Consider the following 23,949-nt stretch of genomic DNA (forward strand, 5'->3'; position numbering starts at 1 on the left):
GGCCCGGCGGCGCGGGCGGGCACGACGGCGGCGGGGCCGGCCAGGGCAAGCCCGGCCGCGCCCAGGAGCGCGCGGCGGCCGATGGTGGGGCGGTCTGGGGCGGTCTCGTCGGTGGCGGACATGGCGTTCCTCCCTGAGTCCCTGTGGACCCTTGGCATGCCGCCTACCATGTTTAATCCGCCGCCGTTCCGCGTTTCCGTTTCAACCCGGGCCAAGCTGACACCGCGCCGCTCGCCGCGCTCACACCAGCACCGGCAGCGCCGCCTGCACCTCGACGCCGAAGACGCGCTTGTAGCGCTCGACCTCGGCCTCGGGCCCCTGTGCCTTGCTCGGATTGTCCGAGATCTTCACGGTCGGCCGGCCGTTCGCCTCCGAGACCTTGCAGACGATCGAGACCGGATCGAGCCGGTTTCCGACGAGGCCGCGGAAATCGTTGGTCAGCAGCGTGCCCCAGCCGTAGCCGATGCGCATGCGCCCGTGGAAATGCGCGTGGATCTGCTCGATCGTGTCGATGTCGAGCCCGTCGGAGAAGATTGCGAGTTTCTCGCGCGGGTCGCAGCCCCTCGACGTCCAGAAGGCCACCACTTCCTCGCCGCCCTCGATCGGGTCCTTGGAATCGATGCGCACGCCGGTCCAGGCGCTGATCCAGTCGGGGGCGTCGCGCAGGAAGCCGGTGGTGCCGTAGGTGTCGGGCAGGACGATGAGGAGATTGCCCTCGTAATCCTGCTGCCAATCGCGCAGCACGTCGTAGGGCGCCTGCGCCAGGGCCGCGTCGTCCTCGGCGAGCGCCGCGTAGACCATCGGCAGCTCATGCGCGTTGGTGCCCACCGCCTCGACCTCGCGGCGCATGGCGATCAGGCAGTTCGAGGTGCCGGTGAAATGGGCGCCGAGCCCCTCCTGCATCGCCTGCACGCACCAGTCCTGCCAGAGGAAGCCGTGGCGGCGGCGGGTGCCGAAATCCGCGATGGAGAGGTCGGGCAGGCGGCGCAGGCGCTCGATCTTCTCCCAGACCCGGGTCATGGCGCGGGCGTAGAGCACCTGAAGGTCGAAGCGGCCGAGGCCGCGCAGGGTGGCGCGCGAGCGCAGCTCGTTGAGGATCGCGAGGGCGGGCACCTCCCACATCGTGGTCTCGAGCCAGGAGCCGTGGAAGCTCAGCTCGTACTGACCGTCGCGCACCGCGAGTTCGTAGGCGGGCAGCCGGAACTGCTCGAACCAAGCGATGAACTCCGCCGAGAGGATGCGGCGCGTGCCGTAGAAGGCGTTGCCGCGCAGCCAAGTCGCCTCACCGCGCCCGAGGCGGAGCGAGCGGGCATGGTCGAGCTGCTCGCGCAACTCGTCGATATCGACCTCGTCCGCGATGCGGACGCTGCGCGTGCGGTTGTGGATGCCGAAGGTAACCGAGACGTCCGGGTGCCGGCGCAGGATCATCTGCGCCATCAGGAGCTTGTAGAAATCCGTATCGAGCAGCGACCGGACGATCGGGTCGATGCGGAAATTGTGGTTGTAGACCCGCGTCGCGAGATCGAGCATCGGTCGGGTTCACGCTCCGGCCGCGGGCCGGACTGCCCGCACGCGACAGGGCGCATGGCGGGGTGGCGCAAGTCAATGGGCCGGCAGGCAGTGCCCGCCGGCCCAGGATGCATGTGCTGTGCGGAGTTCAGACGCTCAGGCGAGATCGACCTTCTTCACCTCGGTCTTCGGAGACTCGCCGGTCAGCGCGGCCTTCACGTAGCCGTAGACATGGACCATCGTGCTGTTCGGGCTGTCCCAGTACTCGCCCTTCTCCGGATGGACGCGGATCAGCGCGACCTCGGGGTCGTCCTTGCCCTTGGGGAACCAGGTCTTCAGGCTCTCCTGCCACTTGGCATCGATGATCGACCGGTCGCGCACGATCTCGGCCTTGCCGGCCACCGAGACGTAGTTCTGGCTCGACGGGTCGGAATAGGCGAGGTTGATCTGGTTGTCGCGGCTGATCTCGGCGGTCTTCGGCGCGTGCAGCTTGGTGAAGAACCACAGGTCGCCGTTCTCGTCGGCATCGTGGTTCCACATGGGCCGGCTGTTCAGGGTCCCGTCGGAATCGACGGTGGTCATCATCGCGATCTTCACGTCCTTGATCATGTCGAAGAGCTTCTTCGCGCCCTCGTGGTCGCGGTGGTTGCCCTGGTGCATGCAAGCGGTCTCCTCAACACGTCTCGAAAATCGGATCCGGGCGGGCTAAGTCCGGGCGATGCGGCCTCGTGCATCGACGGCCCACCTCAGGCTGCCCCGACAACGGACAAGAGCCCGCTTGGTTCAGCTCAGGCTGTCCGGAGATGAGAGGACGACGAGACCCATGCGCGCCCGGCCGAGCATCGCCCTCCTCGTCGCGCTTCTCGCGGGCCTCGCGATCCGGCCCGCCGCCGCCGAGGTGCGCTTCGGCCCCGGCGTACGGATCGGCGGGCACGACTTTTCGAACCGGCGCTACCGCAGCGTCCATATCGCGCGGGTGAAACGGCTGCCCGGCCCGCCCGGCTGCCGCCATGTCCGGAACGGCGTCTACCGGCGTGGTGACGGCACGGTGGTGCGCGGCCCGATGGAGCGATGCAATCTCGTGGCGATCCCACCCGCGCGGCGACGGTGAGTTTGCCGGCGGCGGGGTCTGGCGTTCCCCGCGCGCTCGGTTACATGCAGTGGTATACCTGCTGGCCCGTTGCCCGCCGGCTCCCTGTACGGAGAACGACCTTGGCGATCAGCCGCGACGACGTGATGAAGGCGCTCACCGGCGTCACCGTGGATGCGGCCGGCACGACGCTGACCGGCTCCGGCCGCCTCTCGCAGGTGGTGGTGGATCCCAACAACCGGGTGATGTTCTCGATCCTGGTCGACCCGAGCGAGGCCGAGCGCTTCGAACCGGTACGCCGCGCCGCCGAGGGCAAGGTGTTGTCGATCCCGGGTGTCACGGGCGTCTTCGCGAGCCTCACCTCCGAGCGCGGGCCTGGCCATCAGGCGCAGAGCACCGCAGCGCCGCGACCCGTTCAGGCGCCCCGCCCCGGTGCCCCGCCGAACCAGGGACCCCAGCTTCCGGGCGTGCGCCACATCGTGGCCGTGGCCTCGGGCAAGGGCGGCGTCGGCAAGTCGACCACCGCCTGCAATCTCGCGCTCGCCCTGAAGGCCCAGGGGCTGAAGGTCGGTCTCCTCGACGCCGACATCTACGGTCCCTCCGTGCCGAAGCTGTTCGGCCTGTCGGGCAAGCCGAACGTCGTCGACAACAAGGCCATGGAGCCGATGGTGGGCTACGGCCTCAAGGTCATGTCGATCGGCTTCCTGATCGAGCCCGAGACGGCGATGATCTGGCGCGGTCCGATGGTGCAGTCGGCGATCACCCAGATGCTGCGCGACGTGCTCTGGGGCGAACTCGACGTGCTCCTCGTCGACATGCCGCCCGGCACTGGTGACGCGCAGCTCACCATGGCTCAGGCGACGCCCCTCTCGGGCGCCGTCATCGTCTCGACGCCGCAGGATCTCGCGCTGATCGACGCCCGCCGCGGCGTGACCATGTTCAAGAAGGTCGCCGTGCCGATCCTCGGCGTGATCGAGAACATGGCAACCTTCATCTGCCCGAATTGCGGCCACGCCTCGCACATCTTCGGCCATGGCGGCGCCCGCCACGAGGCGGAGCGCCTGGGCGTGCCCTTCCTCGGCGAGGTGCCCCTCAACATGACGATCCGCGAGACCTCGGATTCGGGCCGGCCCGTGGTGGCGACCGATCCGGACGGGCCGCAGGCCCAGGTCTACCGCGAGATCGCGGCCAAGCTCTGGTCGAACCTCTCCGGTGCGCCGGCCGGCCGAGCCGCGCCGAAGATCGTCTTCGAGTGAGCCGGGGGTGAGCGCGCCGGCGCTGGGCCTGATCCTGGCCGGCGGACAGGCGCGGCGGATGGGCGGGGGCGACAAGCCCCTGCTCCGACTCGCCGGGCGTACCCTTCTCGACCGGGTGGTGGAGCGGCTCGCGCCGCAATGCGGGGCCGGCCTCGCCCTCAGCGCCAACGGCGACCCGGCGCGCTTCGCCGGCTTCCCGGGGCCGGTCCTGCCCGATCCCGTCTCCGGCCAGCCCGGGCCGCTTGCGGGCATCCTGGCCGGGCTCGAACACGCTGCAACCTCCGGCATCGGGTCCGTGGTCAGCGTCTCGGGCGATTCGCCCTTCCTGCCGGACGACCTCGTGGCGCGCCTCGCAGCGGCGCGGGACGAGGCCGGCGCTGTCCTCGCCCTCGCCGCCTCGGGTGAGCGCCAGCACTTCACCATCGCCCTGTGGCCGAGTGCGCTGGCCGAGGCGCTCAGGGCCTATCTCGAGCGGGGCGAGCGGCGCGTCGGCGGGTTCGTTCTGGCCCTTTCCCCTGCCCTCGCCGCTTGGCCGATCGATCCGGTCGACCCTTTCCTCAACGTCAACACGCCCGAGGATCTCGCTGCGGCGGAGGCCGCCCTGCTGGAGTCCTGAGGCAGGCTGCGGCCGGGAGCCGACGTCCGATCGTTCGCGTGCTTCACGCGCTGCCGCCTCTCCCCGATCGGGAGAGGCGCGCGAGAGTCGAAACCGTCGCGCCCCTCGTCAGAAGGGAGGTCGGGCGCGCGTCAGCGCTGACCGAAGGCCGTGTCCTTGAACAGGTCCTTGTACTCGCGCGGCTGCGAGCGCCAGTACTGCTTCGGGGCACGGACCCGGGCGCCGAGCGCGGCCGCGGCATGCCAGGGCCAGCGCGGATCGTAGAGCATCGCCCGGGCCAGCGAGACGGCGTCCGCCCGGCCCTCCTCCAGCACCGCCTCGGCCTGGTGGGGCTCCGTGATCAGGCCGACCGCGATGGTGGTGAGCCCGGTCTCTGCCTTGATCCGCTCGGCGAAGGGCACCTGATAGCCCGGTCCGAGCTTGATCGCCTGCTTGGGGGAGACTCCGCCGGTGGAGACGTGGATCGCCGGCGAACCCGCCGCCTTCAGCGCCTGGGCGAATTCCACCGTCTCGTCGAGGTCCCAGCCGTCCTCCACCCAGTCGGTGGCCGAGACGCGCAGCCAGACCGGGCTGCCGGCGGGCACGACCTGGCGCACGGCGTCGTAGACCTCCAGCGGGAAGCGCATGCGGTTCTGCAGGCTGCCGCCATAGGCATCGGTGCGCTTGTTCGCGAGCGGCGACAGGAACTGGTGCAGCAGGTAGCCATGCGCCCCGTGAAGCTCCACCGCCTCGATGCCGAGGCGCACCGCGCGCTTGGCGGTGGCGACGAAGGCGTCCCGCACCCGCTTCAGGTCCGCGGCGTCGAGGGCGTGCGGTGCCACCTCGTCCTCCCCGTGCGGCACCGGCGAGGGCGCCTCGGTGCGCCAGCCATAGGGATGCTCCGGCGGGATCTGGGCGCCGCCCGTCCAGGGCGCCTCGCTCGACGCCTTCCGCCCGGCATGGGCGATCTGGATGCAGATCGGGATCGGCGCGTAGTCGCGCACCGCGTCGAGGACGCGGCCGAGGGCGCGCTCGCATCCGTCGTTGTAGAGGCCGAGGTCCCAGGCGGTGATGCGGGCCTCGGGCGACACCGCGGTCGCCTCCAGGGTCAGCAGCCCGGCGCCCGACATGGCGAGCTGGCCGAGATGCATCATGTGCCAGTCGGTGGCCTCGCCGTCCCGAGCCGAGTACTGGCACATCGGCGCGATCAGGATGCGGTTCTCGAGGGTCAGGCCGTCGAGCGTCAGCGGTTCGAACAGGCGGGCAGTCGTGGCTGTCGTCATGGGGCGCTCCGGATGGATGCGCCCCTATCTACGCCGGCCGGCGCGGTATGCCAGCCGGTCGGAGCATGATCTGTCGACGTGCAGGCCGGTTCGGGAGGAGCGCGCGCGTCGCGACCGCAGCCCTAGGCGCCCCCGATGCCCCGCTGCTCCAGGCTCGTGCCGATCTCGTCGAGCACGGAGGCGTCGTCGATGGTTGCCGGCATGGTCCAGGGCTCGTGGTCGGCGATGCGCTTCATGGTGGCGCGCAGGATCTTGCCCGAGCGCGTCTTGGGCAGGCGCGGCACGGTGAGCGCCAGCTTGAAGGCGGCGACCGGGCCGATCTCGTCGCGGACCTTGGCCACGAGTTCGCGCTCGATCTCGGCCGGATCGCGGGTCACCTGGGCCTTCAGCACGACAAAGCCGCAGGGCACCTCGCCCTTGAGACTGTCGCGGATGCCGATCACGGCGCATTCCGCCACGTCCGGATGGCCGGCGAGCACCGCTTCCATGCCGCCGGTCGAGAGGCGGTGGCCGGCCACGTTGATGATGTCGTCGGTCCGCCCGAGCACGGTGATGTAGCCGTCCGCGTCGATCACCCCGGCATCGGAGGTGTCGTAATAGCCGGGGAAGGTAGCGAGATAGCTCGTCCGCATGCGCTCGTCCGAGCCCCACAGGGTCGGCAGGCAGCCCGGCGGCAGCGGCAGGCGGATCGCGATCGTGCCCATCGTGTCCGGCGGCACCGGCTTGCCGCCCTCGTCGAGGATCTCGACGCGGTAGCCCGGCATCGGCACGCAGGTGCTGCCGTGCTTCACCGGCAGGAGTCCCAGGCCGAGCGGGTTTCCGGCGATCGGCCAGCCGGTCTCGGTCTGCCACCAATGGTCGATGACCGGTCGGTCGAGCACCCGCTCGGCCCAGGCGACGGAATCCGGGTCCGCCCGCTCGCCGGCCAGGAACAGGCTGCGGAAGGCCGAGAGGTCGTGATCGCCGACGCGCTCGCCCCTCGGATCCTCCTTCTTGATGGCCCGGAGGGCGGTGGGCGCCGTGAACAGGCAGACGGAGCCGGTCTCCGACACCACCCGCCAGAGGGCACCGGCATCGGGCGTGCCGACCGGCTTGCCCTCGTAGAGGACCGTGGTGCAGCCGTGCAGGAGCGGCGCATAGACGATGTAGGAATGCCCGACCACCCAGCCGATGTCGGAGGCGCAGAAATAGGTCTCGCCGGGCGCCACGCCGTAGAGGTTCGGCATCGACCAGGCGAGGGCCGCGAGATAGCCGCCGGTATCGCGCACCACGCCCTTCGGCTTGCCCGTGGTGCCGGAGGTGTAGAGCACGTAGAGCGGATCGGTGGCCGCCACCGGCACGCAATCGGCCCGGCGGCCCTCGGCCCGCGCCGCGGCGACGGCCTCCGCCCAGTCGCGGTCGCGGCCCTCCGTGAGCTGTGCCGCGCAGTGCGGGCGCTGCAGGATCAGGCAGCAATCCGGCTTGTGGGAAGCGGTGCCGATCGCCGCGTCGAGGAGCGGCTTGTAGGCAACGGTGCGGTTGGGCTCGATGCCGCAGGAGGCGGCGAGCACCACCTTCGGCCGGGCATCGTCGAGGCGCACGGCAAGCTCGTTGGCGGCGAACCCCCCGAACACCACGGAATGCACGGCCCCGAGGCGGGCGCAGGCGAGCATCCCGAACAGGGCTTCCGGCACCATCGGCATGTAGAGGAGGACGCGGTCGCCCTTGGCGACGCCGAAATCGGCGAGCACGGCGGCGAGCGTCGCCACCGCGTCGCGCAGCTCGCCATAGGTGATGGTCCGCTTCGTGCCGGTGACGGGCGAGTCGTAGCGGATCGCCGCCTGGTCGGCCCGCGCGCCGTCGGCATGCCGGTCGACCGCGTTGTGGCAGGCATTGAGCGTCCCGTCCGGGAACCAGCGGCCATAGGGGCCGAGATCGGCGTCGAAGGCCCGGGTCGGCGCCGTCGACCAGGCGAGCGCCTCCGCCGCGCCGAGCCAGAACGCCTCCGGATCGCGGCTCGCCGCGGCATAGACCTCGGGATAGCGGCCGGGCAGGCTGGCGGGCGTCATCGGGCGTCTCCTCGGGCGCCGCTCTTGTCCGGCGGCGGCGCGAGAGTACCAGAGAGGGTCGCCTTCGCGGCAGTCCACAAAACGCGAAACCGCCGCACCGGGGTGCCGGTGCGGCGGTTCCAGTCTCATGCTTGGGTCGGACGCGACGGGATCAGTGGATCGTCTCGCCCGCGCCCTGGAGTCGGTTGATCTCGTCCTTCAGGTGGAGTTTCCGTCGCTTCAGCTCGGCGATGTGAAGGTCGTCTGCCGAGGGCCTGTGGATCGCTTCCTGAATCTCACGCTCGAGGGCTTCGTGCTTCCGGGTGAGTTGGTTCAGATGCGTCTGCAGCGACATGAGGCGAATCTCCTGTCATCGTTCTGACGCATCGAACCTGCCACAGGATCAGCCGGCTGTCGAAGGCATTTCGGCGTGTGCGGTGCGGAACGGTTAGGGGATCGTGTTGCCGAGGCGGCATGCCTGGCGCATGCTGGGACGCGGCGGTTCGGGTTGTTTTTCAGCGGGCGGCGATGACGGTCGAGTCGATCGAGGGTGCGCAGGACAACGCGCGGGTCGAGGATGGGCAGCCGGACCTCGTCCGGGAGCTGCATGGCCTGAAGGAAGAGCACCGCGACCTCGACAGTGCCATCGAGGCGCTGGAGCGCGGCGTGGTCGCCGACCAGCTCCAGATCCAGCGTCTGAAGAAGCGCAAGCTGACGCTGCGCGACCGCATCGCCTATGTCGAGGACCAGCTGACGCCCGACATCATCGCATGATGGTGGATCGACGCGCGACCCGCCTTGCGGGCCCTGGCGCGCGCCTGTAACGGCAGGGTTTACGCTGCGGCCGGCCCCCGCCGGCCCGGGCGCAACCGCGAGACCTGCGCGTGAGCACACCGGCTGTCCCCCCGGTCGCGATCATCATGGGATCCCAGTCCGACTGGGAGACGATGCGGCACGCCGCCGAGACCCTCGACGCGCTGGCCGTTCCCTACGACGCCCGCATCGTCTCGGCCCACCGCACGCCGGACCGGCTGGTGGCCTTCGCCAAGGGGGCGCGCGCGGCCGGCTTCAAGGTGGTGATCGCCGGCGCCGGGGGCGCCGCCCACCTGCCCGGCATGGCCGCCGCGATGACGAGCCTGCCGGTCTTCGGCGTGCCGGTGGAATCGAAGGCGCTGTCGGGCCAGGACAGCCTGCTCTCGATCGTGCAGATGCCGGCGGGCATCCCGGTCGGCACCCTCGCCATCGGCCGGGCCGGCGCCGTGAACGCGGCCCTGCTCGCCGCCGCCGTGCTCGCGCTGGGCGATCCGGCCCTGGCCGGGCGCCTCGACGCCTGGCGCGCCCGGCAGACGGCGAGTGTCGCCGAGAAGCCTGTGACGGAGACCGCGTGACCCCGATGCCCCTCGCGCCCGGTTCGACCCTCGGCATCGTCGGCGGCGGCCAGCTCGGGCGCATGATCGCCCTCGCAGCCGCGAATTATGGCCTGAAGGTCCATGTCTACGCCCCCGATGCCGACAGCCCGGCCTTCGACGTCGCGGCCCGCACCACCTGCGGCGCCTATGACGATGCGGAGGCGCTGACGCGCTTCGCGCAATCCGTCGACGCCGTGACCTACGAGTTCGAGAACATCCCGCGCGAGACCGCCGACCTGCTCGCGCGGAACGCGGCCCTGCATCCGAGCGCCGACGCGCTCTCGATCACCCAGGATCGCCTGTCCGAGAAGAGCTTCATCAACGGTATCGGCATCCCGACCGCTCCGTTCCGGCAGGTGGATACGCCCGACGATCTCGCCCGCGCCCTCGAGGCGCTCGGCCTGCCGGCGGTGCTGAAGACGCGCCGCTTCGGCTACGACGGCAAGGGCCAGCGCATCATCCGCGAGCCGGCCGAGGGCGACCGCAACGCGATCTTCGCCGAGTTCGGGGGCGCCCCCCTGATCCTCGAAGGCTTCGTGCCCTTCGAGCGCGAGGTCTCCGTGGTGGCGGCCCGCTCGGCGGACGGGTCGTTCGCCGCCTTCGACCTCTGCGAGAACGAGCACCGAGACCATATCCTGGCGCTCACCCGCGTGCCGGCGCCGGGGGTGAGCGCCGAGACGGCCGCGGCGGCCGTCGAGATCGCGCGGCGCATCGCCGAGGCGCTCGACTATGTCGGCGTGCTCGCGGTCGAGATGTTCCTCGTCCGGGACGAGGCCGGCGAGCGCCTGATCGTCAACGAGATCGCGCCGCGGGTGCACAATTCGGGGCACTGGACCATCGAGGGCGCCCTCACCTCCCAGTTCGCGCAGCATGTGCGCGCGGTCTGCGGCTGGCCGCTCGGCGATCCCGGTCGAGTCGGCGGCCTCGCCGTCGAGATGCGCAACCTGATCGGTGCCGAAGCCGAAGGCTGGGCCGCGCTGCTCGGGGAGCCGGGCGCGCACCTTCACCTCTACGGCAAGGGCGAGGCTCGTCCCGGCCGCAAGATGGGTCATGTCACCCGTCTGATCGACTGAGACCGCGCGGGCCGCGCGGCTTTCGGATCACACTCGCGGCTCCGCGAGCCCGTGCGGAGGCCCGATGCGGCACCTCCGGCCGTTGAGCCATACCTTCGCCACATCCGCTGGCTTCCAAGGTTCCGTCGCCCGGTTCACGATTCCGACGCGCCGCTCGCTTCGCTGGGATCGCATCTCCGCGAGCGCCGAGGGGATTTCGGCTTCGTTTAAGCGCGCGTTCACCGCGTCGCGCGAATGTCCCCGCGCCCATCCGGTGGCCGCGCGGATCGCGGACCGGGATGGACGCCGGCAGGACCGGCGCGACGGATGGACGATCGGGGATCGGGCGTGCGCTGGAGCCGGCCCGGAGGGGAGCGGGTGATGAGGTCAATGAGCGTGCGGGCGCCGCGTGTGGCGCTGATCGGTTCGGCCCTGCTGGCTACCGTCGCGCTCGCCGGCTGCGAGACGATGGGCAGCGTGGCGAGCCCGCGCCAATACGCCGTGCTGGAGACCGACACCACGGGTGCCACCAGCACCAACATCGCCTCGCTGTCCGAGGTGGTGCAGCGCAATCCGAACGACGCGGCGGCCTACAACACCCGCGGCGCGGCCTATGCCCGCGCGGGCCAGTTCAACGAGGCCATTGCCGACTTCACCAAGGCGGTCAGCATCGATCCGAATTCGGGCTCCGCCTACAACAACCGCGCGCTGGCCTACCGCCAGACCGGCCGCAACGACGCCGCGCTGCAGGATTTCGGCAAGGCAATCAGCGCGGACCCGAATTACGGCCCCGCCTATATCGGCCGCGCCAACGTGCTGCGCGCCCAGGGCGACCTCGACGGCGCCCTTTCCGACCTCAACGTCGCGATCCGCCTGATGCCGGAATCCGCCGAGGCCTACCATGCCCGCGGCCTCGTCCGGCAGAAGCAGGGCCAGAATACCCAGGCCATCGCCGATTTCGATGCCGCGATCGACCGGAACCCCTTCGTCTCGGCGCCTTACGCTGCCCGCGGCCAGAGCCTGATCGCCACGAACCAGTTCGACAAGGCGATCGAGGACTACAACGCCGCCCTCAACGTGAACAACAAGGACGCGACCTCCTGGGCCTATCGCGGCCTCGCCTACGAGAAGTCGAACCGGCGCAAGGAGGCGATGGAGAACTACCAGCGCGCCGCCGGCATCGACCCGAACAACGCGGTTGCCAAGCAGGGCCTGAGCCGCGTTCAGGGTGGCGTCGGCTCGCTCTTCAACTAGAGGCGCTCCCGCGCCGGGCCGGCTGCCGGCTCGACGGAAGCGGGCACGCCGGACGGATGACTTGGAGCCGGCCCCGATCGCAGCGTGATCGGGGCCGGTTCTGCATTGAGCGCCCGCTCGAGCGCTCCGCACCGAAGCGAACGCCGTGCCGGATAAAGAGAGCGCATCAAAACAAGGGCTTAAAGCTGCTCTCGACCCGAAGCCTCAGCCCCGGCGCCGCACGGTAAAGGTGCCGCCGGACAAGGCGGCCACGATTCGCGGCTCGTGCGGGCGCAGGTCCCAGAGCCGCACCTCGGCGCAGCGCAGGGTGAGCGTGCCGGTCGCACGCTCCTCGCCGTAATAGCAGTGCTCGAAAGCCGCGAGCAGCGTCGCCCGCTGCGGATGGGCGGCGGTCGACGGGTCGATCGCGACACTGAGCCGCCTCAGCCGGCCGAATTCGAACGCCTCGAAGCCGTCGAGGAGGCCACCGATCTCCGGGTCGGTGAGGCGCAGGAACAGGCAGAGGCGTCGGGCCGGATCCGGGCATGCCGCCGCATCCCTCCGGAGGACGAGTTCAAAGCGCGTCCGCTCGTCCTCCGGCAGGTTCAGGATGTGGTGCGAGGGCACGCCTTCCAGCATGTGCGGCTGGGGCGAGCCGAAGGTGGAGCGGCTGGCCGGACGGCCTTCCCGCCGTCCATGCGTGCGATAATGCAGCAGCGGGTTGGCCCCGGCCCCCGCCACATCCGCGTACTGGCTGGTATACCAAAGAGTGTTGAAAGCCGGATTCGGATCGAACCCCTTGCGGGCGCCCACGCGCAGATAGTGGCGCACCGGATCGAGGCGGGTCTTCCCGCTCTGAGCGCGATAGAAGCGCGTGTCGAAATCCGTCGCCGGGTTTCGTCCCTGCTCCGCGCCGCGGAGCAGGTAGTGCAGGAAGGGATCGACTCCGCTGCGTGCCACGTCGCGGTTGGCGTGCAGATAGTAATCGGCGTCGAACAGCTTCGGCACGCGTCCGAACAGGACGCGCCGCACGGCGCGCGACAGCAGGCGGACGGCGCCCGACGAGATCTGCACCCTCACGGCCGCACGGCCTCGCACAGGCGCCGCAGGGTTGTTTGATGCAGGGCGGGATCGCAGTCGCGGGCGATCTGCGCAAGCCCTGCCAGCTGCAGACGGGTCCAGGTCGCCCGATCGCTGTGCAACTGCGTGAGGGCGTCGGCGAACCCGTCCGCGTCGCGCCAGTCGTGAGAGAGAAAGCCGGCGCCTTCGGGCCAGCCGATCTGCTCGGCGAGCAGCGACGTCACCACCAACGGAACGCCGCGCGAGACCGACTCGTACACCTTGTGCGGCGTGCCCGCGGCGAAGCGCGTCGGCGCGATGCAGACGCGCGCCCGCGCGAAGAGCGGCCCGGGATCGGCGACCCGACCGAGCACCGAGACCCCGGGCCGGGTCAGGCGGTCCCGGATTGCCGGGAGCACTTCGCCGATGACGGTGAGTGTCGCGTCCGGCATGATCGCGCGGACGCGGGGCCATGCTTCGCCGAGGAGCCAATCGAGGGAATCGACGTTCGGCTGCCCCTCCTGTGCCAGCGAGCCGATGAACAGGAAGCCGGAGCGCGTCGCGAAATCGGGGACCGGGGCCTCGGCCGGCAGCAATGCGGATCCGAGCACGCTGACATTGCCGATCCCGAAGGCGGCGAGCAGGCGGGCCTCGGCCTGCGACACGCTGACCACCCGGTCTGCCTGCGCGAAGAGGCGCGTCTCCTGCTGAATGGCTGTCCGGAGGGCAGCCTCGGTGCCGAACCGGTTCGTCACCGAGGCCGCGATGAAGTCGCGCAGGGCGAAGACCGCCTCGGAGTCGAAGATGACCCGCGAGCGCACGAAGCTGCGCGGCGTGTGACCCGCATTGGCGAGTTCCCGGCAGACCATCGTGATGTTGTGCGGGCGGCTGACCCAGAGCACGTCGAAGCATCCGGCGCCCGCCGCCACGATCCGTCGGAAACCCTTGGCCTCGTCGGCCTCGAGGATCTGCACCGACCGGTCGATGTCGCGATAGGGCTCGCCGTCGGATCCGACGGCGAGCACGGGATAGAAGGTCACGGCATAGCCGAGGTCCGCGAGCGCGTTGACGATGAAGTTGGCGCGCGGCAGGCCGCTGCCGCGGTCGATATGCGGGATGCTGTCGTCCACGTAGAGGACACGCAGCCGCCAGGGAGCGTCCTCGTCCTTCGCCGACCCGGTTGCGAACTCTGCGGTCGCCGGCTTCGGGAAATGCCCTGCAGCTTGGTCAGTCTCTGCGTCCCCCTGCAGCATTTCTGCGGTCACGACCCCGTGTACTCTGGCCCTCACCCATGCAGCGGTTCGCGGACCGAGGCAATGAGCAGAGCCGCAGATCGGGAACGCTCGGAGCGGGGGGCTGGTGGTCCGGTCAGGCGGATCCCGCACTCGGCTCGATGATCAGGTGGCCGAGCAGGTCGTCCGCGAGGACGAGGATTCGGTCCGGGCGCAGTCCCTCCGCACGCTGCCGATCTCGCGGATCCGCGTCGAGGGTCAGGACGGCCGGCACCAGGTCGAGGGTCAGGTCGGGCGACGCGCGCCGCAGGCCGACTTGACGCATCAGCGGTTCCGCGCCGGTCGCGCCGACCGATACGGCCCGACTGCCGGACGACGCGGCGACGAAGCAGACCATGCGCGGCGGGCTCGTCAGGAAGGCGCTCGGCAGGCAGGTGACGAGGTCGAACCGGCCGTCCGCTCGACCGAGGAGGTGCGCCGCGCTCCACCAGTCCGGCTCGGCCGCGAGGAGGAGCGGCACGAGCAACTCGCGGTGGGCTTGCGGCAGAGCAGGCGTCCGCACCCATTCCGGCGACAGGGCAAGGCGGGTGGCCGAGAGTGAATCGACCAGCGCCTGCCGCTCCCCTCGATCCTCGATCGCGTCGACGCGGGACTGCCGTGCGAACCAGCGGCGGCGGATCGGCGTGTAGGCCTGCGCCGACGCGTCCGGCCCGGCGCGCTCGGTCGCGACGAGAATTCCGTGATCGGGATGGTGCGTGGGTAGCGACTCCAGGTCTCGCATCTCGGTGACCGTGACGGCGCCCAGGCAGACGGACCGGCTCCGGGGCGGCGGCACGGCGGGCAGGTCGGCGGGTGCGGCGGGCTCACCCGAGGCCTTCTCGATCAGGCCGAGGCAACGCGCCTCGGCTTCGGCGCAGCGTGCCTCGAAGCGGCGGAACAGATCGGCGCAGTCTGCGCACAGGGCCGCGAGGCCGGCTGCGTCGCTGCGCAATGCCAGCACCGCCTCGCGCACCGCCTCCACCCCCGGCAGACGGTGCGCAACCGCGTAGGGATCGAACCCGTCGAAGGCGGCGGCCGTACCGATCACCGGCAGCCCGTAGGACAGGGCCTCGGCCACCTTCATCTTGAGGCCGGTTCCCATGAGCATCGGCGCGACGACGGCGTCGACCGCGTCGTAGAACGTCTCCACCTCAGCGACCCGGCCAAGCAGGGTCAGGCCGGGACAGGTCTCAAGCCCGAGCGCACCGCAGACCTCACCCGCGACGACGAGCTCCGGCATGCCCGGCTCCCAGCCGCGGATCCAGATCTCCGCGAAGGCCCGAATCGACAGGCGGTTGGCGTCGTTCCCGTGCCCGATGAAGCCGATGCGGCGCAGGCGCGTCACCGTCCGCGGCGTGCTCCGGCGCAGTAGGCGCGGCGGCAGCAGCAGGACGGGCCGGTCGGTCACGGTGCTGAAATAGGCGGCCTCGTTCGCCTGGATCGCCAGCACCGTGTCGGCCCGGTCGAGCCCGGCGCCCTCGCCCGCCGCGTCCGTGTAGAAGAAGCTCGGCTCCATCCCGAAGGGACGATAGATCAGGTGCCGGTCCGCGAAGCGGTCATGGGTGTCGATCAGCTTCAGCGTGCCCGCAGGCACCCGCTCAAGGACGCGCGACAGGAACACGTAGTTGACGATGATCGCGCGGGTCTCCGGGTGATGCCTGAAGTACCACGCCACGAAGTCGCCGACCTCGTCCGGACACCAGTCGTCGATGCCGAACGGCCGGCCGGCGCTGCGCAGTGGGATCGGGTCGCGCGGCTCGATCCGGAAGACGCGTCGGAAGGCCTGCTCCGTCCGGGCATCGTCGGTGGGCGGGTGCTGCCCGTAGCGCCGGTAGACCTGATCCTCGTGTGCGAAATAGGCGAAATCCACCGCGAAGCCGCCGCGCGCCAGCATCTCGCAGACGGCGAGGAGCCGCCTCCGGTTGCCCGCGAGCGTCGGGAAGACCGGCATCGGCGCCAGGACGAGTACCGTCCGTGCTGCGGGCGCGCCTGTCACGCGGGTCTCCGTCTGCGCAGGACGCCGACGCGGTGGTCGTCGCGTCCGACCAGGATGGCGCGGTTGAGGAGGAGAGCGGGCGGCCAGGCCGCTTCGAGGGTGAGCGCGACCCTGGGCCGGCCGTCGAAGCTCAGAGTGGCCTCCTCGACCGCGAAGCGTCGGTAACCGTCATTCGCGCGCAGGACGATCCAGTGCGGCACGTAATCGCCCGTCACGGTGAGCATGCGCCCTTCCAGGCCGAGATCCAGTGCATCCGCCTCGTCGGCCGCCCCCATCAGGGCATCGAGGCCCGGTGTCACGAAGGCGAGCAGGGCGGCCATGGATCGGATCGCCCCGTCATCCGCGCCGATCTGCACGGTGAGGGCGGAGCGCGCCAGAACCGTGCATTCATGCGGCGTCAGGATCAGGCCATCTTCGACGATCTCCACCCTCAGGTCGCGGAAATGAGTCGCGAGGACGAAGCCGTCGCCGGTCCGGAATCGCTGCGGGTCTTCGCCGACGCTGCGCAGGAGCAGGAGATAGGAGATCGCTTGGCGCCTCTCGTCCGGGCTCACGGCGAGCGCCCAGGTTTCCAGGCGTCCCCCTGGAGGTGCGGCCAGGCCGAGCGGGACGGCGAAGGTGGACAGATCGGCGATGCGGCAGACGTAGAGATCGTCGGTGACGCGGCAGAGGGCGCCGGTGACCGTCCCGCTCGGCGTCGGCGCGGTCGGATCGCACATGATCACGGCCGGTCATCCCCCGCCTCGACTGTCACTCAGGTTTCGTTCGCTAGGGAGGCCCACAGAGCGAGTCAAGCGATCCGCCGCGGCCTCCGCGATAGGTACGGTTGCAGGTGCAGTGACCGCGTCCGTCCCGGTATCGCGTCGGTCGGATCCGCCTCGGGGAGGCGGATCCTTGCGTCACGGCGCGATCAGAAGCACTGACGGCGGCGGACCACGGTGACGCGGCCGAAGGGCCCGCGCCGCTTGGTCACCACGGTCCGGCAGCGCGGTCCGCGGATCACGGTGCGCCTGACCACCCGGGCCTGCTCGACGCCGCTGGCCGGTGCGGCCACGGGTCCGCCCGCGAAGGGCAGCGCGCTCGCAGGTGCGGCGAGGCCGGCGAGCATGAGGGCGGCAAGTCCGACGACGGTTGCTTTCACGGAGGAAGCTCCTGGTTCGTGGGTGGGGCGGGCGGTCTGGCTGGGATTCGATGAATGTCGTGTTAACTGCGGCCTCGCGCGGGGCTGCCCCGGCGGGCATGCGCGTTGCACGCGCCCCGGTGCTCGTCTAACTCCGTGCCATGACGACCGACCACGACAAGATCCTCATCGTAGACTTCGGCAGCCAGGTGACGCAGCTCATCGCGCGGCGCGTGCGCGAAGAGGGCGTCTACTGCGAGATCGTGCCCTTCACGAAGGCCACCGAGGCCTTCGCCGAGACGCGGCCCAAGGGCGTGATCCTCTCGGGCGGCCCGGAATCGGTGACGACCGAGGCCTCACCCCGGACACCGCAGGTGGTCTTCGATTCCGGCGTGCCGGTCTTCGGCATCTGCTACGGCCAGCAGACCATGGCGGCCCAGCTCGGGGGCGAGGTCGAGGGCGGCCACCATGCCGAGTTCGGCCGGGCCGAGATCGAGATCCTGGCCGAATGCGCCCTGTTCAAGGGCGTCTGGCATGTGGGCGAGCACTATCCCGTCTGGATGAGCCACGGCGACCGGGTCACCAAGCTGCCCGACGGCTTCACCACGGTGGCGATCTCGAAGAACGCGCCCTTCGCGGCGGTCGCGGACGAGGCGCGGAAGTTCTACGCGGTCCAGTTCCACCCGGAGGTGGCGCACACGCCGCATGGCGCGTTGCTGATCCGCAATTTCGTGCGCGACATCGCCGGCTGTTCCGGCGACTGGACCATGGGGGCCTATCGCGAGGAATCGATCGCCAAGATCCGCGAGCAGGTCGGCACCGAGCGAGTGATCTGCGGCCTGTCCGGCGGCGTCGATTCGGCGGTGGCCGCGGTGCTGATCCACGAGGCGATCGGCGACCAGCTCACCTGCGTCTTCGTGGATCACGGTCTGCTCCGCCAGGGCGAGGCCGAGGAGGTCGTACGGCTGTTCCGCGACCACTACAACATCCCCCTCGTCCACGTTCAGGCGCAGGAGATGTTCCTCTCGGCGCTGGAAGGGGTCAGCGACCCCGAGGTGAAGCGCAAGACGATCGGACGCCTGTTCATCGATGTGTTCGAGACCGAGTCGAAGAAGATCGGCGGCGCGGCCTTCCTGGCGCAGGGCACGCTCTATCCGGACGTGATCGAGAGCGTGTCGTTCACGGGCGGCCCCTCGGTGACGATCAAGAGCCACCACAATGTCGGCGGCCTCCCCGAGCGCATGAACATGAAGCTCGTGGAGCCCCTGCGCGAGCTGTTCAAGGACGAGGTCCGCGTGCTCGGGCGCGAGCTCGGCCTGCCCGATGGCTTCGTCGGTCGCCACCCCTTCCCGGGCCCCGGCCTCGCGATCCGCTGCCCCGGCACGATCACGACGGAGAAGCTCGACGCATTGCGCAAGGCCGATGCGATCTATCTCGAGGAGATCCGCAAGGCCGGCCTCTACGACACGATCTGGCAGGCCTTCGCGGTGATCCTGCCGGTCAAGACCGTCGGCGTGATGGGCGACGGGCGCACCTACGACCATGTCTGCGCGCTGCGCGCCGTCACCTCGGTCGACGGCATGACCGCCGACTTCTACCCCTTTGACATGGCCTTCCTCGGCCGGGTCGCGACCCGCATCATCAACGAGGTCAAGGGCATCAACCGGGTCACCTACGACATCACGTCGAAGCCGCCCGGCACGATCGAGTGGGAGTGAGGCGCGGAGCGCTCTCAAGCCGACCTGGATAGCGGTTCGACGTCAGAGGGCGCATCACGACGGAGGCTTGGAGCCGTGTCCGATCGGAGCACGATCGGACAGGGCTTCAGGAGCGCCGCTCCAGGTTCGCCACGTAGAAACCATCCGTACCGGTGCGGGCGGGGCTCATCTGCAGGCCGTGGCGGGTGAAGCGAACGGAATCGGCGAGGCCGGGCAGCACCCGCTCGACGACGTCCCGGGCCGGCACAACGGCGAAGCCCTTCGTCCGCCCGAGGAAGGCGTCGAGCGCGCCGTCATTCTCCCGCGGCAGCAGCGAGCAGGTGATGTAGACGATGCGGCCACCCGGCCGCACGAGGCGCGCGGCCCGGTCGAGCACGGCCGTCTGCTCCGCGATGCGGGTCTCCAGGCTGCCGGGACGCAGGCGCCATTTCGCGTCCGGATTGCGCCGCCACGTGCCCGCCCCGGTGCAGGGTGCATCGACCACGACTCTGTCCACCGTGCCGTCGAGATCGGCGAGCACGTCCGCGCGCGCGCGTCCGGTGCGCGGCGTGCGCACCTCGGCCGCGGCGCCGGAGCGGCGCAGGCGCTCGTGGATCGGGGCGAGGCGGCGCGGATCGTCGTCGCTGGCGATGAGCCGGGCGCCGTTGCCCGTCTGGCTCGCCAGCGCCAGGGTCTTGCCGCCGCCGCCCGCGCAGAGATCGACGATGGTCTCGCCCGCCCGAGGCTCCGCGAGCAGGGCCGCGAGCTGCGAGCCCTCGTCCTGGATCTCGTACCAGCCGTCCAGAAATTCCGGCTCGACATGGAGCGCGGGCCCGCGCCCGTCGGCGCCAATCGGGATGCGCAGGCCCTGCGGCGCGAAGGGCGTGGGCTCACCCGCCAGATGCGCGAGGCCCGGCAGGGCTTCGTCGCGGCTCTGCTTGAGGGCATTCAGGCGGATGTCGAGCGGCGCGCGCCGGGCGAGCGCCTTCAGCTCGGGCAGCAGATCGGTCCCGAGCAGGCTCTCCAACTCCGGCAGAACCCATTCGGGCACGTCGCCCGCGATCGCCGGAGGGGCGTCGGCGAGATCGCCCTGCTCGAGCCGCACGCGCTCTTCCGCACTCAGCGGCTCGGGCGCAAAGCGCTCGGCGGTGAGCAAGGCCGCGATCGAGGGGGCGGCGAGCCCCTGCTGCAGGCGCAAGGACCCCAGCAGCACGGAGCGCGGGGCGTCGTCTCCCATGATCCAGGCGGAGGAGGCGCGCCGACGCAGGGCGTCGTAGACGAGGCTGGCGATGGCGGCGCGGTCGCCCGAGCCGGCGAAGCGGTGACTGAGGCCCCAATCCTTCAGGGCGTCGGCCGCGGGGCGGCGGCGTGCCGCGATATCGGCCAGCACCTCGATGGCGGCGGAGCAGCGGGCGGCGGGTGTCAGGGTCGTCTCCTCTAAGATTCGATTCAACACGTCGCGAAACGGCCACGCTTCGCGCACGCCGCCGTCACGTTACGGCCGAGCTTCCGGCCGCTTCGGGGCCGAGAAGGGCGGCCGCCATACCAGATGGAGCCGAATATGGTCCCCCTGCCCCGCCTCGTCCTCGCGGCGATCGCCGCCCTCGGGCTCGCCGCCTGCTCGAACGCGCCCGCTGCGCCAGGGCCTGAACTGACCCCCCCGCCCCCGCGCGTCGATGCCAAGACGCAGCTCGAATACGGCGCCCCGCCCCCGCGCGCGCCGCGCTACTGAGCCTCGCGGGCGCGCTTGGCCTCGTAGGCCTTGAGACCGGTATAGACCAGCCCGAGAAGCGGATCGGCGGAGCTCGGCTCCGCCGCGCGGCCGCGGGCAATCAGGTCGCCGACGATGTGGTCGGCCTCGATGCGGCCTCCGCCCAGGATGTCCCGCAGCATCGAGGCCGTCATCGGCGATCTCTCCGCCGTCAGCGTCGCCCGCGCCTGGGCAGAGACCTTCTCGCGCGGGGCGTGGCCGTTGGCGGCCGCGATTGCGAGGCATTCCTCGTGGAGGCCCGTGATCAGGTCCCGGCCACCGGGCGCGGCCAGGATGTCGCCGATGGAGGCCCGCATCAGCGTGGTGGAACCGGCGAGCGTCGCCAGGAACACCCACTTCTCCCACATCTCCAGCAGGATCTTCTCGCTGAGGCGCGCCTGGAACTTGGCGCCCTGCATCACCGCGTCGATCGCCGCCACGCGCTCCGAGCGGCCGCCGTCGCGCTCGCCGTAGGTGATGGTGCAGAGTTCGCTCATGTGGCGGATCTCGCCGGCCTGACCCACCGTCGAGATGATGGCGCAGGACCCGCCGAGTACGCGGGCCGGACCGAACGCGATGTCCAAGGCATCAAGATGCCGCAGCCCGTTGAGGATCGGCAGAATGACGGTGCCCTCGGTCACGGCAGGGGCCATGTCGGCGAGCGCGGCGTCGAGATCGTAGGCCTTGCAGGAGAGCACCACGAGGTCATAGGCGCTCTCGCCGGCCCTCAGCGCCTCCGCGGTGATCGTCTTCGGTTGGTCGAGATGCAGGTCGCCCAGCGGGCTCTTCACGACGAGGCCCTGTGCGGCGAGCGTCGCCGCGCGGGCCGGGCGCACCAGGAAGGTCACGTCGCGGCCGATCGCGGCGAGCCGCGCCCCGAAATAGCCGCCCGTCGCCCCGGCTCCGACCACCAGCACGCGCATCCGTTCCTCCCGTTCCGATCGAATCCCGGCTTCCATGCGCGTGGCCGAGCCGGGATGCAACGGGCCGCGGATCGGCCGATCAGGTCCGCGACGGGTAGTTCGGGCTCTCGCGGGTGATGGTCACGTCGTGGACGTGGCTCTCGCGCAGGCCCGCATTGGTGATGCGGATGAACTGCGCCCGCTCCTGGAACTCGGGGATCGTCGCCGCACCGACATAGCCCATGGCGGCGCGCAGGCCGCCGGCAAGCTGGTGCAGCACCGCATTGACCGGACCCTTGTAGGGGACCTGCCCCTCGATACCCTCCGGCACCAGCTTGTGCGTGTCGTTGACCTCGGCCTGGAAGTAGCGGTCGGCCGAGCCGCGGGCCATCGCGCCGACCGAGCCCATCCCGCGGTAGCTCTTGTAGGAGCGGCCCTGGTACAGGAACACGTCGCCCGGGGCCTCGTCGGTGCCGGCGAGCAGCGAGCCGAGCATGGCCACCGAGGCGCCGGCCGCGATCGCCTTGGCGAGGTCGCCCGAATACTTGATGCCGCCATCGGCGATCACCGGCACGTCGGCCTCGTGGGCGGCCTCGACGGCCTCCATCAGGGCGGTCAGCTGGGGCACACCGACGCCCGCCACGATGCGGGTGGTGCAGATCGAGCCCGGGCCGATGCCGACCTTGATCGCATCCGCGCCGGCATCGATCAGGGCCTGGGCGCCGTCGCGGGTGGCGACGTTGCCGGCCACCACCTGCACGGCATTCGAGAGCTGCTTCACCCGCCGCACCGCGTCGAGCACCTTGATCGAGTGGCCGTGGGCTGTGTCGACCACGATCACGTCGCAGCCCGCATCGATCAGGCGCTCGGCCCGCTCGAAGCCGCCGTCGCCCGTGGTGGTCGCGGCGGCGACGCGCAGGCGGCCCTGCTCGTCCTTCACCGCGGTCGGGTAGGCAACCTGCTTCTCGATATCCTTCACCGTGATCAGGCCGATGCACCGGTAATGGTCGTCGACGACGAGCAGCTTCTCGATCCGGAACTGGTGGAGCAGGCGCTTGGCCTCGTCCTGCGTGACGCCCTCGCGCACGGTGATCAGGCGGTCGCGGGTCATCAGCTCGGCCACCGGCTGGCTCGCATTGGTGGCGAAGCGCACGTCCCGGTTGGTCAGGATGCCGACGAGCTTGCCGCGGGAGCCGTTGGGGCCGCGCTCCACCACCGGGATGCCGGAGATGCGGTTCTGCTTCATCACCTCCAGCGCGTCGGCGAGGCTCTCGTCCGGGTGGATGGTGATCGGGTTCAGAACCATGCCCGACTCGTACTTCTTGACGAGGCGGACCTGCTCGGCCTGCTCCGGCGGCTCAAGGTTGCGGTGGATGACGCCGAGGCCGCCGAGCTGGGCCATGGCGATCGCCATGCGCGCCTCCGTGACCGTGTCCATCGCGGAGGACAGGATCGGCAGGTTGAGCTTGATGGACCGCGTGAGGCGGGAGCCGACATTGACCTCGGTCGGCATCACCGACGATGCCGCCGGCCGCAGAAGCACGTCGTCGAAGGTCAGGCCCTCGAGGATCGAGGCGGCGCTGATGGGGGCCATGTGCCAACTTCCCTGCAGGGTTCCGGGCCTTTCCAAAAAGGCTCCGGCGTGAACGGGTTGGCACCGGCCGATATCACGCGGAAACCGGTCGCGCCAAGGCGACGTGGGCGCGCGGTGCGGGGAAAACGCGCCGGACCCACCTGCGCCCGCCGCATGGCAGCCCCTCACGGGCTGCCCGCGACCCCGTGGGCCGCCCTTAGCGGGCCGGGACGGCGGGCCCCTTGTCGGTCAGCTCCGGCGGCAGGCCGATATAGTCGGCGATGATGCCGTCGACGCCGGGCGGCCGGCCGAAGGCCTCGCAATCGGGATCGAGAGGCGCCTCGCCGAGCGTCGTGATCCGGATGCGGTTCCAGTTCGGGATGGTGAGCGGTGCCTTGAACGGGTCCTGGCCGGTGGCCAGCATGAAGCCGAAATCCTGGCCGAAATCGCCGGCGAGGTCATAGGCGTCGCTGGCCGGCGAGAAGCGCGGCTGGCTGGTGAAGGAGTTCGCCGCCCCGCCCCAGACTATCGCCGCGCGCTGCCGGTGCCGCCGGTCGAGGGCCTCGGCCTCGACGGTCAGGCTGCCGAGCCCGATCGGCACCCGCGGGATCGGCACGCGGCCGATGCCCTCGGCGACACCGACACCCACCTGCGAGGCGATGGAGACGGCCGCGGACACGCCGATGGTCGAGCCGGCGCCGACGAGATTCGTCGGCTCGACACGGGTCACCTGGGCCCGCACCGTCAGGTCGGCGTCGCGGGTCGAGACCACGTCGTATTTCAGGGACAGTTCGTAGCAGAGCGCCCGGTCGGCATTGTTGGCCACCAGCCGGCGCTCGACCTCGTTGAGGCCGGCTGCGCCCGACACGTTCGCGGGGAAGCTCGTCGGGATGATCCGCACGGTGCGGGTGCGCGCGAGCGCGTCCTGATCCGTGTAGAGGCGCGCCGAGGTCGAGGACTCGGTACTCGGCTTCAGCAGGTCGTAGCGCGTGAGCGAACCGGTATCGTTCAGGAGAACGGTGCCGCAGGCAGCCACCGTGAGCAGGAGCGCGCTGGCCGCGGCGAGGCGCGGCAGCGAGCGGAGCGTCGTCGGCCTCGGGGGCATCCGGTCACTTTCTTAAGGTCGG

At 70.6% G+C, this 23,949-nt stretch carries 23 protein-coding genes; 9 read left to right on the top strand and 14 right to left on the bottom strand.

The window, feature by feature from the left end; all coding sequences use genetic code 11:
• Positions 1 to 240: 240 nt before the first annotated feature.
• Positions 241 to 1,530 (bottom strand): nicotinate phosphoribosyltransferase, encoded by a 1,290-nt coding sequence (pncB, locus tag MET9862_RS10165; protein WP_142582891.1) that lies wholly within the window; start codon positions 1,528 to 1,530, stop codon positions 241 to 243.
• Between the two features lie 135 nt (positions 1,531 to 1,665).
• A complete protein-coding gene (locus MET9862_RS10170) occupies positions 1,666 to 2,169 on the bottom strand; it encodes a pyridoxamine 5'-phosphate oxidase family protein (protein WP_142582892.1) in 504 nt (167 codons plus the stop codon).
• A gap of 163 nt (positions 2,170 to 2,332) precedes the next feature.
• Here MET9862_RS10170 and MET9862_RS10175 point away from each other — a divergent pair, with 163 nt between their 5' ends.
• The 3 genes from MET9862_RS10175 to mobA all read left to right on the top strand — a co-directional run bounded on the left by MET9862_RS10175 (position 2,333) and on the right by mobA (position 4,471).
• Positions 2,333 to 2,620, top strand: coding sequence for a hypothetical protein (locus MET9862_RS10175; RefSeq protein WP_142582893.1), 288 nt, complete (start codon positions 2,333 to 2,335; stop codon positions 2,618 to 2,620).
• A gap of 101 nt (positions 2,621 to 2,721) precedes the next feature.
• Positions 2,722 to 3,855, top strand: a complete 1,134-nt coding sequence (apbC, locus tag MET9862_RS10180; RefSeq protein WP_142582894.1) for an iron-sulfur cluster carrier protein ApbC — start codon at positions 2,722 to 2,724, stop codon at positions 3,853 to 3,855.
• A gap of 7 nt (positions 3,856 to 3,862) precedes the next feature.
• A complete protein-coding gene (gene mobA / locus MET9862_RS10185; RefSeq protein WP_280178959.1) occupies positions 3,863 to 4,471 on the top strand; it encodes a molybdenum cofactor guanylyltransferase MobA in 609 nt (202 codons plus the stop codon).
• A 131-nt stretch (positions 4,472 to 4,602) separates the two neighbouring features.
• On the opposite strand, the gene MET9862_RS10190 is transcribed toward mobA, so the two are convergent.
• The 3 genes from MET9862_RS10190 to MET9862_RS10200 form a co-directional block, all read right to left on the bottom strand.
• Positions 4,603 to 5,733 (bottom strand): NADH:flavin oxidoreductase/NADH oxidase, encoded by a 1,131-nt coding sequence (locus MET9862_RS10190; protein WP_142582895.1) that lies wholly within the window; start codon positions 5,731 to 5,733, stop codon positions 4,603 to 4,605.
• Positions 5,734 to 5,855: 122 nt separating this feature from the next.
• Positions 5,856 to 7,781, bottom strand: coding sequence for an AMP-binding protein (locus MET9862_RS10195; RefSeq protein ID WP_142582896.1), 1,926 nt, complete (start codon positions 7,779 to 7,781; stop codon positions 5,856 to 5,858).
• Positions 7,782 to 7,932: 151 nt separating this feature from the next.
• Complete coding sequence (locus MET9862_RS10200; RefSeq protein ID WP_142582897.1) at positions 7,933 to 8,115, bottom strand: YdcH family protein; 183 nt, start codon at positions 8,113 to 8,115, stop codon at positions 7,933 to 7,935.
• Positions 8,116 to 8,288: 173 nt separating this feature from the next.
• Between MET9862_RS10200 and MET9862_RS10205 the strand changes: the two genes are divergently transcribed.
• From MET9862_RS10205 to MET9862_RS10220, 4 genes are all read left to right on the top strand, one after another.
• A complete protein-coding gene (locus MET9862_RS10205; RefSeq protein WP_142582898.1) occupies positions 8,289 to 8,534 on the top strand; it encodes a YdcH family protein in 246 nt (81 codons plus the stop codon).
• 146 nt (positions 8,535 to 8,680) lie between these two features.
• On the top strand, positions 8,681 to 9,148 hold the full coding sequence (purE, locus tag MET9862_RS10210; protein WP_142582943.1) for a 5-(carboxyamino)imidazole ribonucleotide mutase: 468 nt from the start codon (positions 8,681 to 8,683) through the stop codon (positions 9,146 to 9,148).
• Between the two features lie 5 nt (positions 9,149 to 9,153).
• A complete protein-coding gene (locus MET9862_RS10215; protein ID WP_142582944.1) occupies positions 9,154 to 10,242 on the top strand; it encodes a 5-(carboxyamino)imidazole ribonucleotide synthase in 1,089 nt (362 codons plus the stop codon).
• Positions 10,243 to 10,611: 369 nt separating this feature from the next.
• On the top strand, positions 10,612 to 11,475 hold the full coding sequence (locus MET9862_RS10220; protein ID WP_438616609.1) for a tetratricopeptide repeat protein: 864 nt from the start codon (positions 10,612 to 10,614) through the stop codon (positions 11,473 to 11,475).
• Positions 11,476 to 11,679: 204 nt separating this feature from the next.
• Here the strand turns inward: MET9862_RS10220 and MET9862_RS10225 are convergent, their stop codons facing one another.
• The 5 genes from MET9862_RS10225 to MET9862_RS10245 form a co-directional block, all read right to left on the bottom strand.
• Positions 11,680 to 12,534, bottom strand: a complete 855-nt coding sequence (locus MET9862_RS10225) for a hypothetical protein (protein WP_142582900.1) — start codon at positions 12,532 to 12,534, stop codon at positions 11,680 to 11,682.
• Positions 12,531 to 13,778 (bottom strand): glycosyltransferase, encoded by a 1,248-nt coding sequence (locus MET9862_RS10230; RefSeq protein ID WP_142582901.1) that lies wholly within the window; start codon positions 13,776 to 13,778, stop codon positions 12,531 to 12,533. The genes MET9862_RS10225 and MET9862_RS10230 overlap by 4 nt, the downstream gene beginning before the upstream one ends.
• A 103-nt stretch (positions 13,779 to 13,881) precedes the next feature.
• On the bottom strand, positions 13,882 to 15,780 hold the full coding sequence (locus MET9862_RS10235; protein ID WP_244612660.1) for a glycosyltransferase: 1,899 nt from the start codon (positions 15,778 to 15,780) through the stop codon (positions 13,882 to 13,884).
• Positions 15,777 to 16,499, bottom strand: coding sequence for a hypothetical protein (locus MET9862_RS10240; RefSeq protein WP_142582902.1), 723 nt, complete (start codon positions 16,497 to 16,499; stop codon positions 15,777 to 15,779). The genes MET9862_RS10235 and MET9862_RS10240 overlap by 4 nt, the downstream gene beginning before the upstream one ends.
• 191 nt (positions 16,500 to 16,690) lie before the next feature.
• Entirely contained in the window at positions 16,691 to 16,921 is a 231-nt protein-coding gene (locus tag MET9862_RS10245; RefSeq protein WP_142582903.1) for a hypothetical protein, read from the bottom strand.
• Between the two features lie 140 nt (positions 16,922 to 17,061).
• On the opposite strand from MET9862_RS10245, the gene guaA reads away from it, so the two are divergent.
• Positions 17,062 to 18,618 (top strand): glutamine-hydrolyzing GMP synthase, encoded by a 1,557-nt coding sequence (gene guaA, locus MET9862_RS10250; RefSeq protein ID WP_142582904.1) that lies wholly within the window; start codon positions 17,062 to 17,064, stop codon positions 18,616 to 18,618.
• Between the two features lie 106 nt (positions 18,619 to 18,724).
• Here guaA and MET9862_RS10255 read toward each other — a convergent pair whose 3' ends face one another.
• The gene (locus MET9862_RS10255; RefSeq protein WP_142582946.1) at positions 18,725 to 20,023 is read right to left on the bottom strand and encodes an RsmB/NOP family class I SAM-dependent RNA methyltransferase; all 1,299 of its coding nucleotides are present in this window, start codon (positions 20,021 to 20,023) and stop codon (positions 18,725 to 18,727) included.
• Between the two features lie 135 nt (positions 20,024 to 20,158).
• Between MET9862_RS10255 and MET9862_RS29285 the strand changes: the two genes are divergently transcribed.
• Positions 20,159 to 20,329: a hypothetical protein gene (locus MET9862_RS29285; protein WP_185156819.1), complete on the top strand. Its 171-nt coding sequence runs from the start codon at positions 20,159 to 20,161 to the stop codon at positions 20,327 to 20,329.
• Here MET9862_RS29285 and panE read toward each other — a convergent pair.
• From panE to MET9862_RS10270, 3 genes are all read right to left on the bottom strand, one after another.
• Positions 20,323 to 21,270 (bottom strand): 2-dehydropantoate 2-reductase, encoded by a 948-nt coding sequence (panE, locus tag MET9862_RS10260; protein WP_142582905.1) that lies wholly within the window; start codon positions 21,268 to 21,270, stop codon positions 20,323 to 20,325. The two genes, MET9862_RS29285 and panE, sit on opposite strands and share 7 nt — an antisense overlap.
• A 79-nt stretch (positions 21,271 to 21,349) precedes the next feature.
• Positions 21,350 to 22,843 (bottom strand): IMP dehydrogenase, encoded by a 1,494-nt coding sequence (gene guaB, locus MET9862_RS10265; protein WP_142582906.1) that lies wholly within the window; start codon positions 22,841 to 22,843, stop codon positions 21,350 to 21,352.
• A gap of 196 nt (positions 22,844 to 23,039) precedes the next feature.
• Positions 23,040 to 23,927 carry a DUF3313 domain-containing protein gene (locus tag MET9862_RS10270; RefSeq protein ID WP_142582907.1) on the bottom strand — a complete coding sequence of 296 codons (888 nt, stop codon included), beginning with the start codon at positions 23,925 to 23,927 and terminating at the stop codon, positions 23,040 to 23,042.
• Positions 23,928 to 23,949: the final 22 nt, after the last annotated feature.

Origin of the sequence: Methylobacterium symbioticum, assembly GCF_902141845.1 — a bacterium.
GTDB classification, from domain to species: domain Bacteria; phylum Pseudomonadota; class Alphaproteobacteria; order Rhizobiales; family Beijerinckiaceae; genus Methylobacterium; species Methylobacterium symbioticum.